This is a genomic window from Prescottella soli (genome assembly GCF_040024445.1).
GTDB lineage: Bacteria > Actinomycetota > Actinomycetes > Mycobacteriales > Mycobacteriaceae > Prescottella > Prescottella soli.
Window position 1 is genome coordinate 2,776,234 of record NZ_CP157276.1, and the last position, 13,199, is coordinate 2,789,432.

Sequence of the window (13,199 nt, forward strand, 5' to 3'; positions counted from 1 at the left end):
GGCTCAGACGAGGTAGACAGCGACACCTACTACTCCGATCCAGGCAATCGCGAGGAACTGGAGCACCCGGTCGCCCAGTGCAATCTCTTCCGGCTCCCCCGCCTCGCCCCCATCGACGTCAACGGCGTAACGCAGGATAGCGATCGTGAAGGGCACCATCGAGATCGCGAACCAGTTGGTGTCGTTGGCGCGATCCTGCTCGAACGCCCACAGGCCGTAGCAGATCACGACGGCGGTGGCCGACAGCGTCCACACGAAGCGCAGGTAGGTGCCGGTGTAGTTCTGCAGGGCCTTGCGGATCTTCGCGCCCGTGCGCTCGGCCAGCTGCAGCTCGGCGTACCGCTTGCCGGCCGCCATGAACAGCGACCCGAACGCCATGATCAGCAGGAACCACTGCGACAGCGGGATCTCGGCGGCGACACCACCGGCGATCGCGCGCAGCAGGAAGCCCGACGAGACGATGCAGATGTCGAGCACAGCCTGATGCTTGAGGCCGAAGCAGTACGCCAGCTGGATCGCGATGTACACGGCCATGACGACGGCGAGCTGCCAGTTCGCGGCGAACGACAGCACAATCGAGCCGGCCAGCAGGACGAACGCCATGCCGTAGGCCAGGTTGACCGGCAGCACCCCGGCCGCGATGGGCCGGAACCGCTTGGTCGGGTGAGCCCGGTCGGCCTCGACGTCCATCGCGTCGTTGACGAGGTAGATGCCCGACGCCGCCATGCAGAACACGACGAACGCGAGCGCGACCGGCAGCAGGACGTCGACCTCGGTGACGGACCCGGCCGCGAGCGGCGCCGCGAGCACGAGCACGTTCTTGACCCACTGCCGCGGGCGGACGGCCTTGACGATGCCGCCGGCCAGGGTCTTCGGGGGTCCGGTGACGACCGCCGGCTCCTCGCTCATTTCACTCCAAACTTCTGCTCGGCCCGCAGCACGGCAGCCGCGGACACGGCGCCGAGTGCCGACCCGGCCAGGACATCGGTCGGGTAGTGCACGCCCAGAACCAGGCGCGAAATCAGCATCGGCGGGACCAGTACCGCAGGCAAGGGTAGCCCGGTGAGCCGACCGAGAAGTACAGCCGCCGCAGTGGTGGACGTGGCGTGCGACGACGGGAAGCTCAGCTTGCTCGGCGTCGACACGTTGACCTGTACGGACGGGTCGTTCGGGCGGGGGCGGCGGACGACACGCTTGATGACGATCGACGCCGCGTGGGCGCCGACGGCGCCGACGGCGACACCGGCCCAGCGGCGGCGGCGCGGCTTGTCCAGCGCGGCACCGACACCCGCGACGGCGACCCAGCCGAGGGCGTGCTCACCGAAGTGCGACAGTCCGCGCGCCGCCCGGACCACGGCCGGCTTGGAGCCGATCGTGCCCTGCACGGTCTGCAGGATCCGGACCTCAGATGCCGAAGACACGTTCCCACCTCTCCTTGCTGGTCAGCTCCGGCACGGCGGCCTTGTACTCGCGCTTGAGTTCGGGGAAACGCTCGGCGAGTTCACGGCGCAGGCGCAGCGACTCCTTGAACAGGCGCGCGGCGATCCGCGGGTCCCGCTTGCGGTAGACGACGCCACGGCCGTCGGCGGTGGTGACGGTCACACCGTCCACCTGCGACAGCAGGAACCAGCGCGCGTCCAGCGTCGGGACGTTCAGCTGCGGCTGCTCGAGGTGCTCGGGCTTGGCCTTCTTCGCGTTGTGGATCAGGCCCTTGACCAGGCGGGTGGCGATGGCCACCTTGTTGGTCGGCAGGCTGACGTTGCCGACGTCCTCACGAGACGGCAGCGGCAGGCTGGTCGACGACGGCAGGACGACAGCGTCCGGGTATTCCTTGCGCAGCGCGTGCACGGTGCCGAGTGCGGTCGGCAGCAGTTCGGCAACGTGCTCGGGCCCGGCCAGGAAGTCCTGGATCGCGAGGTTCTGGATCGCGACGGTCGAGTACTCGAGGCACAGCAGGTGCTTGACAGTGGCCTTGACCGTGTCGGCGATCAGGCTGGCGACGCCGTTCTTGTCGGGCATGTGCAGCGCCGCCACGACGAGTCGGTTGCGCAGGTGGAAGTACGCCTGCCAGTCGATGGCGTCGTCCTTGTCGCTCCACGCCATGTGCCAGATCGCGGTGCCCGGCATGGTCACCGTGGGGTAGCCGGCTGTCCTTGCGCGCAGGCCGTATTCGACGTCGTCCCACTTGATGAACAGCGGCAGCGGCTGACCGATCTCCTCGGCGACCTGCCGCGGGATCATGCACATCCACCAGCCGTTGAAGTCGACGTCGATGCGCCGGTGCAGCAGTCGCGAACGGTCGCGATCACTGAGGGGACGCTTGGCGAAGTCGTGGTCGTACTCGACATTCGGCGCCGCGGACCACATGAAGTTCTCGCGCTTGATCACCTCACCCATCGTGTGGAGGTGGCTGCGCTCCTGCAGATTGAGCATCTGGCCGCCGACCAGGATCGGGCTCTTGGCGAACCGCGACATCGCGAGCGCGCGCAGGATCGAGTCGGGCTCGATCTCGATGTCGTCGTCCATGAACAGGATCTGCTCGCAGTCCGTGTTCTTCAACGCCTCGTACATGATGCGGCTGTAGCCACCGGAGCCACCGAGGTTGCCCTGGTCGTGGATGGTGAGCTTGTCGCCGAGCGCGGCCGCGGCCTCGTCGAAGCCGGGCTCGTCGCGAACCTTGCGGGTGCCCTGGTCCGGCACGATGACCTTCTTGACCACGTCGGCCACCAGCGGATCCGACGCGAGCGCCTGCAGCGCCTTGACACAGTCGGTGGGCCGGTTGAACGTGGGGATACCCACCGCAACGTTCGCCTCACCGGGCGCGTCGATCGGCGCATGCCATCCGGCACTAAGCAGTTCGACGTCCGCGTCGGCAGTGATGTCGAACCAGATCCAGCCGCCGTCCTCGAACGGGCCGAGATCGATCTCGAACTCGAGGACGCCCTCGCGGAACTCCTTGCCCTCCACGTGGATCCGCGATCCGTCGGCCTTGGAGCGGTAGACGTCGACCCGGCAGTGTCCGGACAGCTCGATCCGCAGCACGACGGACTCGAGGATGCTCCACCGGCGCCAGTAGCTCGCGGGGAACGCGTTGAAGTAGCTGCAGAACGACACCTCGGACTCGGCGCCGATCGACACCGACGTGCGCGAGGTGGCGTGCGCGCGATGCGAGTTGGTCTCGGATTCCTCGATGTAGAGGCTGCGGACGTCGAGCGGCTCACCGGCGCGGGGCAGCAGGACCCGCTGCAGGAGCGCGCTCACGCGAGGTCCCCGGCGAGTGCCTGACCGGACTCGAGGTGCGGGCGCAGGGTGTTGTCGAACATCGACAGTGCGCTGGCGATCGCCATGTGCATGTCGAGGTACTGGTAGGTGCCGAGGCGTCCACCGAAGAGCACCTTCGACTCCGCGGCCTCGGCCTTGGCGCGCACCCGGTAGGCCTCGAGCTTGGCTCGGTCCTCGGGGGTGTTGATCGGGTAGTACGGCTCGTCGCCGCTCTCCGCGAAGCGGGAGAACTCGCGCATGATGACCGTCTTGTCCTTGGGGTAGTCCCGCTCCGGGTGGAAGTGGCGGAACTCGTGGATGCGGGTGAACGGCACGTCGGCGTCGTTGTAGTTCATGACCGGGGTGCCCTGATAGTCGCCGCAGTCGCTCAGGACCTCGGTCTCGAAGTCCAGGGTGCGCCAGCCCAGCTCGCCGTCGGCGTAGTCGAAGTAGCGGTCCAGCGGGCCGGTGTACACGACGGGGGCGTCTGGGCTCGCGGCACGGATGTCGTCGCGGACGTCGAACCAGTCCGTGTTCAGCCGGACCTCGATCTTGTCGTCCTTCGCCATGTTCTCGAGCCACGCGGTGTAGCCCTCGACGGGCAGACCCTCGTAGGTGTCGTTGAAGTAGCGGTTGTCGAACGTGTACCGCACCGGCAGGCGGGTGATGTTGCCGGCGGGCAGGTTCTTCGGATCGGTCTGCCACTGCTTGGCGGTGTAGTCGCGGACGAATGCCTCGTAGAGGGGGCGGCCGATCAGCGCGATCCCCTTCTCCTCGAGGTTGGACGCGTCCTTGACGTCGAACTCGGTGGCCTGCTCGGCGATGAGCGCTCGGGCCTCGTCCGGGCTGAAGTAGCGCCCGAAGAACTGCGAGACCAGGCCGAGCCCCAGCGGGAACTGGTAGGCCTGCCCCTTGTGCATCGCGAAGACGCGGTGCTGGTAGCCGGTGAACTCGGTGAACTGGTTCACGTAGTCCCACACCCGCTTGTTCGACGTGTGGAACAGGTGGGCGCCGTACTTGTGGATCTCGATCCCGGTCTCGGGCTCTGCCTCCGAGTACGCGTTGCCACCGAGGTGGTGCCGGCGCTCGACGACGAGCACTCGCTTGCCGAGCTGCGTCGCGGCCCTTTCGGCGATCGTCAGTCCGAAGAATCCGGATCCGACAATGATGAGGTCGTACTGACCTGCGGACGACTGGGGCGCGTTTTGGGCAGTCACGGAAGACAGGGTAGGCGACGACCGCGGGAACGCGCGTGCCCGGTGGCACCAACCACCTGATACGCGCGCGCCCGCCTCCGCCCGCGCTAGCTACAGCCGGTCCGCGGCGAACGCGAGCATGGCGTCGCGCACGAAGCCCGCGGTGCCGGCGCCGTGCCGGTCGTAGTTCTCCGCGAACCGCGGATCGGCCACATACATCTCCCCCAGGCCGGCGAACGCGTCGGCGCCGGGACGACGCCCCTGCCAGCCCGCGGCCACCCACTCGTAGTGCCGTCCGGCGATCTCCTGCACCTCCGGGCTGTCCGGGGCGAGGCCCGCAGCGTGGGCGCGCCCGTAGTCGGCGGCGATGTCGAGCTGTCGCTGCCGGAAGTCCGACTTGTCGTCGTCGGACAGCGACCGCCACCATGCGTCGCTGCTCTCGTACGCCTGCTCTCCCCACCGCTCGATCACCTCGTCCTTGTAACGGGTGTGATCGAATCCGTCGAACATCTCCTCGGCCATCAGTGGCTCACCTCTCCTCGTCTTCTCCAGGGTTGTGCGCACCGACGCGATCTGACGCCCCAGCCGGGCCTGTTCCTGCTCGAGGAGCTCGAGGTGGGTGTCCAGCGCAGTTGCGGCATCGGTTTCGCCGGCGAGGACGTCGGCGATCGCGGCCAGTCCCAGCCCCAGTTCACGCAGCAGCAGGATCCGCTGCAGCCGCACCAGGGCCGGCTGGTCGTAGTACCGGTAGCCGTTGGCGCCGATGCGGCTGGGCTCGAGCAAGCCCAGGCTGCCGTAGTGCCGCAGCGTCCGGCTCGTCGTCCCGGTGATCCGCGCCAGCTGCTGGATCGACCATTCCCCGGTTCGGTTCACGGTGTCCGCCTCCTCGACCGTCGTCGGTATACCCAGCGTGCAGGTTGACGCAACGTCAAGGTCAAGCGGAAAGCGCGGCGAAACGCGAATCGGGCAGGACCCGCAGCGCGAGGGTCCTGCCCGATTCGGAATGTCCGGTCGATCTACGTGATGGCGGCGGCCTCCTGCGGCACCTGCTGCAGGACCACGCTCGAGTCGACCACCCGCGCTCCCAGCGTCGGCGTCCACACGATCGTGCCGCCGGTGTAGGACCGGAACTTGCCGGACTCGTCGACCAACATCAGTTCCGGACCCGTGGGTTCACCGAGGTTCCCGAACGCTCCCCCGAGCTCCCGATACTTGGCGTCGATCGGCGACTCGGTGTCGACGACGGGCTGATCGAGCGGCGCGGCGATGGGCAACGGGATCGACTCGAGCGAGCCCGGCGACAGCTCCGGCAGAGGAGGGAGCGGAGGGAGCGGCGGCAACGGGAGCGACTCGAGCGCCGACTCGATCGAACCCGGCGACAGCCCGGGCAACGGCGGCAGCGGGAGAGTCTCCAGCATCTCCAACGAACCCGGCGGCAGCTCCGGCAGCGGCAGCCCCGGAATCGGCCCCGGCGCTCCCCCACCCCCGCCGACGGTGAACCAGTCCGACTTGAGGCCGAGCTTCCAGCGCGCCTCGTCGCCCGATCCCTCCACTGTGCGGGACGTACCCACGACCCGCACGCGAGTCACGCGGCCGCCGTCGGCGCCCAGGTTATTGCGGCCGATCACGTCGAAGGAGATCAACTCGCCCACTCCGTACGCGTTCGCGATCGCGCCGGCGCTGACGGTCTGCGTCCAGTTACGGTTCGGCGAGACGACGTCGCCGTCGTCGACCACGGCCGGGAAGACGCCGCCGGCGGTGAATCCGCCGGACGAGGACGAGAACTCGGCGGCCATGGTCTGGTTACCCCGCTTGAGCACGGTGCCGGCCGTCGTGTTCACGGCGTCGGTGGTGCGGCGGTCCTCGCGGGACGAGCCGCCGTACACCTGGCAGGACTGGGTGTCGCAGGTCTGGGCGTACCCGTAGCGGCGCTCGGCCGCGGCGTACGAACGCGCCGCGATGGCCTGGGCGCGCAGCGCCTGCATACCGCCGGAGTCTCCCCATGACGGGATCGACTCGGCGGGTACGACGCCGTAGAGGTAGTCCTCCATCAGGACGCGGTTCACGGTCCGCCAGGCGCCGTTGCCGTCACGCAGCGCACCCATCGCGCCGCGATACGGGGTGTTGCCCTCACACATCCGCAGGTGTTCATTCGACGGACGGTTTCCGCCTAGGTTCACCGGGTCGACCCACGGCGAGTTGGTGAAACCACGCCAGATCTCGCGACCGCCGCACCCGTCGGTCACGACGACGTCGGCACCACCGGGCTTCTGGACGAGGTGCGCGGCCGAGTTCGCCCCGAAGAAGCGGCCGGCCACGTTCAGTCCGGCCGGCGAGTAGACGTCGAGTGGCTTGTCGTCGCGGCCGATCAGTCGCACGCCGACCCAGGGGTCGTCGACCCGCCCCAGCGTGGTGTTGCCGTAGTAGTGGCCGACGATCTGCTCCGCGGACCAGCCCTGGTTCTTGGCGTACCCGTAGGCGCCGTACTGCCCCATGCCGCGCCCGTGCCCGTAGCCGTGGCCGTTCAGCGTGATCGGCGTATCCGCGGCGACGACGGGAGCGATCTCCGGGTTCGCGCCACGGTCGACGACGAGCAGGCCCACCGCGGCGCCGACGACGAGCGCCGGCGCGAGACCGAACGCGACGGCCTTGCCGAGCGATGTGGACGGGCCGGCAATGGATCGCTTCCGGCGGATTGGGACACCACGATTCAACATCGTGCGGAGGCGGGGTTTCGCCATACTGCGCTCCTCATCACTGAAGTCCGGGACATCGTTCGAGCTCCGGGGCGGTAGCAGCTGGTGGGTCACGGGCGGGAGAGCGGAACGGGCGGCCGTGACCCGGGTACTCGAAAAGGCTCAAGCTAAGGTTGAGCGTTATGGATGTTGCGACTAGTGTGGCAACAGTGACTGGTGTTGGCAACATCTGCCACGTAAGTAACTGCAGTCACATCGGTAACATAAGCATCACAAGTTGCAGACATCCTCGGATGATCCCTGGACTCCCTCCCGGAACAGGACCCAGGATTCAGTCCGAACCCCGACCCCACCGGGATCGGTTCGGCCGAAAGGTCGCTCGCAGCGCACGAAGACACCCCGCGCACTGAACACGAGGAGAATTCGCCTTGCCGCACCGTCGACCCAGGAACTCGATCGTTCTGGCCGCAGTCGCCGCGGTGGCGGTTGCCACCCCGTTCGCGGTCCATGCGCTGAGCAGTGATTCCGCGGACGTCCGCTCCGCCAGCGATTCCGCGCCCTCGATCCCCACGCAGATCGCGGAGGTCGTGCTCGCGTCCGTGCCCGACATCGTGATCCCGCTCAAGGAACTCACCGGACTCGACCTGCCGGACATCCATCTGCGCGATCTGCCCCTGCCGACCGAGATCCCGCTTCCGGGTGGCGGCTCGATCCCGCTGCCGTCGCTGACCGCACCGGCTGCGCCCGGCGACATCGCCGCTCCCGCACCGACGCCCGAGGCGACGACGATCCCGGCCGATCAGCTCGGCGCGACGGTCAAGGAGATCACCCGGGACGAGCCGTTCTCGATGGTCGCGCTCACCGCGTCGAACCTCGAGTCGACGGTGACCAAGGTGCGCGCGAAGCTGACCGACGGCTCGTGGGGCGAGTGGTTCACTCCCGACGTGATCGACTCCGGCAGCTCCGACATGGCGACATCGTCGGGCAAGCAGGGCACCGATCCCGTCTTCGTCGGCGAGACCAACGCCCTCCAGATCCTGGTGACGCCCAAGGATTCCGGCGAGGCCGGCACCGCAGCCACCGGCGACGCGGGCGCGTCCCCCGCGGAGGCACCCGCACCGGCGCCGGCGCCGGGCACGTCGACGGAGGAACCGCAGCCGCTCGGCTACGTCCCCGCCTCGGTGTCCAAGCCGCTGCACGCCGCCACGGTCACCGCGAACGACATCTCGGCAGTCCTCATCAATCCCGGTAGCGGACCGCAGGATTCGAAGCTCTCGGACATCGCCACGCCGACGTCGGTGAACGGCATCAACATCATCTCGCGCCGGGCGTGGGGCGCGGACGAGGGCATTCGCTGCCAGAACCCCACCTACGACGACTCGACCGGCGGCGCCACGGTGCACCACACGGCCGAGAGCAACAACTACACGCGGGAGCAGTCCGCGGGCATCGTCCGCGGCATCTACGCCTATCACGCACAGACCCTCGGCTGGTGCGACATCGGCTACAACGTGCTGGTCGACCGCTACGGGCAGATCTTCGAGGGCCGCTTCGGTGGCCTCGACCGCCCCGTCCAGGGCGCGCACGCCGGTGGTTTCAACGAGAACACCGTCGGTATCGCGATGATGGGTAACTTCGTGAACGAGCCGGCTCCGGCCGCGACGATCGAGTCGGTCGGCAAGTACCTCGGATGGCGCCTGAAGCTCGCGGGCCTGAACCCCAAGGGCCAGGTCACCATGTACTCCGAGGGCACCCAGTACTCGAAGTACCCGCTGGGACAGAAGGTGGTCCTGCCGACGATCTTCGCGCACCGCGACGTCGGCTACACCGAGTGCCCGGGCAGCGCTGCGTACGCCCAGATGGGCCAGATCCGCGACATCGCCGCGGCCAACTACGGCGGCAACAGCGGCGGAAACAACGGTGGCAGCACTCCGCCGACGAACCCCAGCTCGGGCGGCAACACACCCGCGCCCAACCCCGCCGGCTCGCTCGACCTGAACGCGCAGATCCCGGCCGTCGTGAACGGCATCCTGTCGATGGCAGACTCCAACCCCATCGCACGGCAGTGGCTCGCCATGGGCGGCAACCGCGGCATGCTCGGTGACGCGCTGACCGGCCTGCTGACCACGGCAACGGGACAGCTGTACGGCTTCTTCCAGAACGGCGCGCTCTTCACGTCCGCGAACGGCGGCGTGGTCTCGACCGTCGGCGAGATCTTCAACGCCTGGAAGGCATCCGGTGGCGTCACGAGCAACATCGGACTGCCGATCACCAACGAGTACAAGGTCTCGAACGGCTTCCGCAGCGACTTCGAGCGCGGCTCGATGATCTACGACGAGGTCACCAAGCAGGTCACGACGATCCTCAACGCCCCGGCTCCGGCCGCGGCCCCGGCCGGCACGGTCTCCGAGGCCCCGGTCCGGATCAACTGATCACCGATCGGGACGACCGAAAACGCCACTGCCCCTTCACGAATCGTGAAGGGGCAGTGGCGTTTTCCGGGTTCAGTCCGCCCAGATCCGCTCGAGGACCCGGGCGACGCCGTCGGCGGAGTTGGTGGCCGTGACCTCGTCGGCCGCCGCCTTCGCGTCCGGGTGCGCGTTCTCGACGGCGACGCCGTGTCCCGCCATCGACAGCATGGGGATGTCGTTGGGCATGTCGCCGAACGCGACGATGCCCGACTCGGCGACCCCGAGCCGCCGCGCCACGAGCCGCAGCCCCGACGCCTTGGTCACGCCGGGCGCCGACACCTCGATCAGGCCGTTGTTCGTCGAATAGGTGAGGTCCGCCCGCTCCCCCACCAGCGGGCGGAGCTTCGCCGCCATGTCGGCGCTCCTGGCGCCGGGGATGCGGATCAGCATCTTGACGGCCGGCGCGGACAGGATGTCCTCGGGCGCCATCTCGGTGTGGTCGGGGTTGAGCCACGCGTGCTCGTACCCCGGCGCGCTGACGAACTGCGCGGTGGCGGTGTCGTGCGCGGTGGCACCGATCCGTTCGGCCGCCAGACCCGCCCCGGGCAGCTCGTAGTCGACCAGGTCGGCGAGCCAGGCGAGGGTCTCGACGGGCAGCGTCGCGGCCTCGAGCACACGGTCGGCCTCCGCGTCGTAGAGGACCGCACCGTTGGCGCACACCGCGAGCGGCGCGAACCCGAGGCCTTCGACGACGGGGCCGAGCCAGCGCGGCGGTCGACCCGTGGCGAGGACGAACGGGGTGCCGGACGCGACGACGGTCCGCACCGCCTCGCGGGTGCGGGCGGTGACGCGTTCGTCGTCGTCGATCAGGGTGCCGTCGACATCGCTGGCGACGAGGCTGGGGAGTTCGGGGGGCACCGGGCCATTCTGCCCCTACGGGTGGCGGTACGCCGACGGAAGCGCGCGGATGAGCGCAAACTCACGACGCGGCGTTACGTCCCCCGGTCTCCTTGCTGCGGCGCGCGGCCTTGGCTTCGGCCTCCGCGGCGTCCATCTTGTTCGCTTCCTCGAGCGTCGGCGCCCCGCCACCGAGCCGGGCGGGCACCCAGTACTCGCCCGCCGGGTGCTCGTAGCTCGCCTGCACGCCGCGCAGCAACTCCTCCATGCGGGTGTGCAGCAGCGCCGTCATCTCGGATGCCGGTTCGAACGGCGTGATCGGCTCGCCGACGGCGATCGAGATCGGGGTGTTGGTCCGGCCCAGCCGCTTCGGATACCCCTTGGTCCACACCCGCTGCGAGCCCCAGATCACCATCGGGATCACCGGGGTCCCGGACTCGAGCGCCATGCGGGCGGCGCCGGACTTGAACTCCTTGAGCTCGAAGCTGCGACTGATGGTTGCCTCGGGGAACACGCCCACCAGCTCGCCGTCGCGCAGCGCCTGCACCGCGGCCCGGTACGACTCGCTGCCCGCGGCGCGATCGACCGGAATGTGCTTCATGGCCCGCATCATCGGGCCGGAGATCTTGTGGACGAAGACGTCCTTCTTCGCCATGAACCTGATGTATCGATTGACCGCCCGCGCCGGCAGACCGGCATAGGTGAAGTCCATGTAGCCGGTGTGGTTGATGGCAACCACCGCACCGCCCGTCGCCGGGATGTGTTCCTCGCCGGTGACGGTGAACTTCAGCCCCTGGCCTGCGAACACGCCGCGAGCGATGCCGATGATCGTTCGGTAGAAGGGTTCCACAGAGAGCAGCGTAGTCGGCGACGCGTGATCGAGAGCACTTCGCGCCCCCAGACGACGCGGTCCCCTGCCGGATCACGGCAGGGGACCGACGGTAGGTTCCGGGATCAGGAACCGAACAGGGGGATGCCGCCGAGCGAGCCGGCGCTACCGGTACCTGGGCCGCCGCCCTGGTTGGTGACCTGGACCACCTGCGGTACCGACGACGAACCGGTGACACCCGATCCACCGGAATAGACGGCGACGACTTCGTGCGTGCCGGCCGTCGTGAACGTGTAAGTCAGCGTCGCGGCACCACCGACGAGCTGCAGCGGCGTCCCGATCGCGGTGTTGCCGTCGTAGAACTGCACCGTCCCCGGGAGCGTCGCGGCGCCGGAGACCTGGGCCGACAGCTGGACCTGCTGGCCGACCGTCGCGTTGGCGGGTGCGGTGACCGTCGTCGACGACGAGATGTCGCCCGGCGCCGGTTCCGTCACGAGGACCGTACGCACCGGTGAGGTGGAGCCGACGAAGCCGCTGCCCGCGTTGAACACCGCGACGATGTTGTGCGTACCGGTCGTCGTGAACGTGTGCTGCAGGCTCGCGACGCCGCCGGACACCGGGACCGGTGCGCCGATGTCGGCGCCGTTGTCCCGGAACTGCACGGCGCCGGAGGCGCCCGACGGCGCCACGGACGCCGTCAGCTGCACCGACGTGCCGGTCTTGGCGTCGGTCGGGACGGTCAGCGTGGTCGTGGTCGCGACGTCGGGTGCCGTGACCGCGACGATCCGCTGCTCGGACGTCGACGACGCGAACGTGGCCGTTCCGGTGAACACGGCGGTGATGCTGTGCGAACCCGTCGCCGCAAACGTATGCGACATGGTCGCGAATCCACCCGAAACCTGCACCGGCGCACCGATGGCGTTTCCGTTGTCCCGGAACTGCACGGTGCCGGAGGCGCTGGACGGCGTCACGGTGGCGGACAGGGTGACGGGGGTGCCCGTCACGGCGGTGGCCGGCGCGGACACCTCGGTGGTCGTCGCGCGGGGATCGACCTGCACGGCGAGTCCGGTCATGGGGTTGAAGTCCTGGCGCGAATCGGCGTAGGGCTTGAACGACATCCCGGTGCTACGCGGACCCGGCTGGGCGTCGTCGGCCACCTTGTAGGTGAACGTCAGCTCCGGGGTCTTGTTCAGGAGCCCGTTCCCGGGAATCAGTGCGAGCGCGACCGACGCGTCGGTCCACTTGAGCGAGACGGCTCCGTCGGTCGAACTCTGCACGGCCGCACCGTCGTACAGCGACGGATTGTTCAGGTTGCCGAACGCGCTGCGCCACACGTTGCCGGTGACGTTCTGCAGTACGTATCCGGCCGGCGGGTAGTCGACGAGGTACTCGAGGTAACGATCGACCCCGCCGTTGGTCTTGAACGTGATGGTGGTGGTGACGGTCTCACCGGGGTGAGCAACAGCGGGTTCGACCTTCTTGGTCGCCACGATGTTGGAAGTGGTGACAGTCTGCGAGATCGGGGCCGCGGCCGCGGCGCCGGCCCCCCACAGGACTTGACCGACAGCAGCCACGCTGACGGTCATCGCTCCGGCGACGACCGCCGACGCTACGCGTCGGGTGATGGATCGAACCACAGGCATTCCTCTCGAAGCAGCGGAGAGCGCCTACCGGATGTGCGCATGCCGGAACCACGCTCAGGAGAACACGTTTGCCGAAATCGGCATGCGCTCTCCCTCATCGAACGCGTGCCGTGCCTCACCCCAACTGCCCCGACGGGTGGATTGCGCTCACACTGTAGACGGCGCGGCCTGGGCGCAGGGCGGAAACCGATCGATTCGGGTCGAGAGCGCACGAGGCCCCGACCTCGTGCAGGTCGGGGCCTCGCCGCGTGCGTTCGTCTGGAACC

10 protein-coding genes are annotated in these 13,199 nt (G+C 68.6%); 1 reads left to right on the forward strand and 9 read right to left on the reverse strand.

Translation table 11 applies throughout. The features are described from left to right. Positions 1–3 precede the first annotated feature (3 nt). From ABI214_RS13015 to ABI214_RS13040, 6 genes are all read right to left on the reverse strand, one after another. Positions 4–909, reverse strand: coding sequence for a decaprenyl-phosphate phosphoribosyltransferase (locus tag ABI214_RS13015; RefSeq protein ID WP_348602962.1), 906 nt, complete (start codon positions 907–909; stop codon positions 4–6). Then, on the reverse strand, positions 906–1,421 hold the full coding sequence (locus ABI214_RS13020; protein ID WP_280761515.1) for a phosphatase PAP2 family protein: 516 nt from the start codon (positions 1,419–1,421) through the stop codon (positions 906–908). The genes ABI214_RS13015 and ABI214_RS13020 overlap by 4 nt, the downstream gene beginning before the upstream one ends. Then, on the reverse strand, positions 1,405–3,261 hold the full coding sequence (locus ABI214_RS13025) for a glycosyltransferase (protein WP_348602963.1): 1,857 nt from the start codon (positions 3,259–3,261) through the stop codon (positions 1,405–1,407). Before ABI214_RS13025 ends, ABI214_RS13020 begins: the two co-directional genes overlap by 17 nt. Continuing rightward, the gene (gene glf / locus ABI214_RS13030; RefSeq protein ID WP_348602964.1) at positions 3,258–4,478 is read right to left on the reverse strand and encodes a UDP-galactopyranose mutase; all 1,221 of its coding nucleotides are present in this window, start codon (positions 4,476–4,478) and stop codon (positions 3,258–3,260) included. The genes ABI214_RS13025 and glf overlap by 4 nt, the downstream gene beginning before the upstream one ends. 90 nt (positions 4,479–4,568) lie before the next feature. After that, a complete protein-coding gene (locus ABI214_RS13035; RefSeq protein WP_348602965.1) occupies positions 4,569–5,330 on the reverse strand; it encodes a MerR family transcriptional regulator in 762 nt (253 codons plus the stop codon). Between the two features lie 143 nt (positions 5,331–5,473). Next, positions 5,474–7,198: a SpoIID/LytB domain-containing protein gene (locus ABI214_RS13040; RefSeq protein ID WP_348602966.1), complete on the reverse strand. Its 1,725-nt coding sequence runs from the start codon at positions 7,196–7,198 to the stop codon at positions 5,474–5,476. 383 nt (positions 7,199–7,581) lie between these two features. Here ABI214_RS13040 and ABI214_RS13045 point away from each other — a divergent pair, with 383 nt between their 5' ends. Then, entirely contained in the window at positions 7,582–9,585 is a 2,004-nt protein-coding gene (locus ABI214_RS13045) for an N-acetylmuramoyl-L-alanine amidase (protein WP_348602967.1), read from the forward strand. A 72-nt stretch (positions 9,586–9,657) separates the two neighbouring features. Here the strand turns inward: ABI214_RS13045 and ABI214_RS13050 are convergent, their stop codons facing one another. The 3 genes from ABI214_RS13050 to ABI214_RS13060 form a co-directional block, all read right to left on the reverse strand. Then, on the reverse strand, positions 9,658–10,482 hold the full coding sequence (locus ABI214_RS13050; RefSeq protein ID WP_348602968.1) for an HAD family hydrolase: 825 nt from the start codon (positions 10,480–10,482) through the stop codon (positions 9,658–9,660). 61 nt (positions 10,483–10,543) lie between these two features. Next, on the reverse strand, positions 10,544–11,311 hold the full coding sequence (locus ABI214_RS13055) for a lysophospholipid acyltransferase family protein (protein ID WP_348602969.1): 768 nt from the start codon (positions 11,309–11,311) through the stop codon (positions 10,544–10,546). Positions 11,312–11,415: 104 nt separating this feature from the next. Beyond that, positions 11,416–12,927 (reverse strand): Ig-like domain-containing protein, encoded by a 1,512-nt coding sequence (locus tag ABI214_RS13060; RefSeq protein ID WP_348602970.1) that lies wholly within the window; start codon positions 12,925–12,927, stop codon positions 11,416–11,418. Positions 12,928–13,199: the final 272 nt, after the last annotated feature.

Bases quoted from the DNA above. Each gene is read 5' to 3' on its own strand.
- ABI214_RS13015 (WP_348602962.1), bottom strand. From the start codon at position 909: ATGAGCGAGGAGCCGGCGGTCGTCACCGGACCCCCGAAGACCCTGGCC.
- ABI214_RS13040 (WP_348602966.1), bottom strand. From the start codon at position 7,198: ATGGCGAAACCCCGCCTCCGCACGATGTTGAATCGTGGTGTCCCAATC.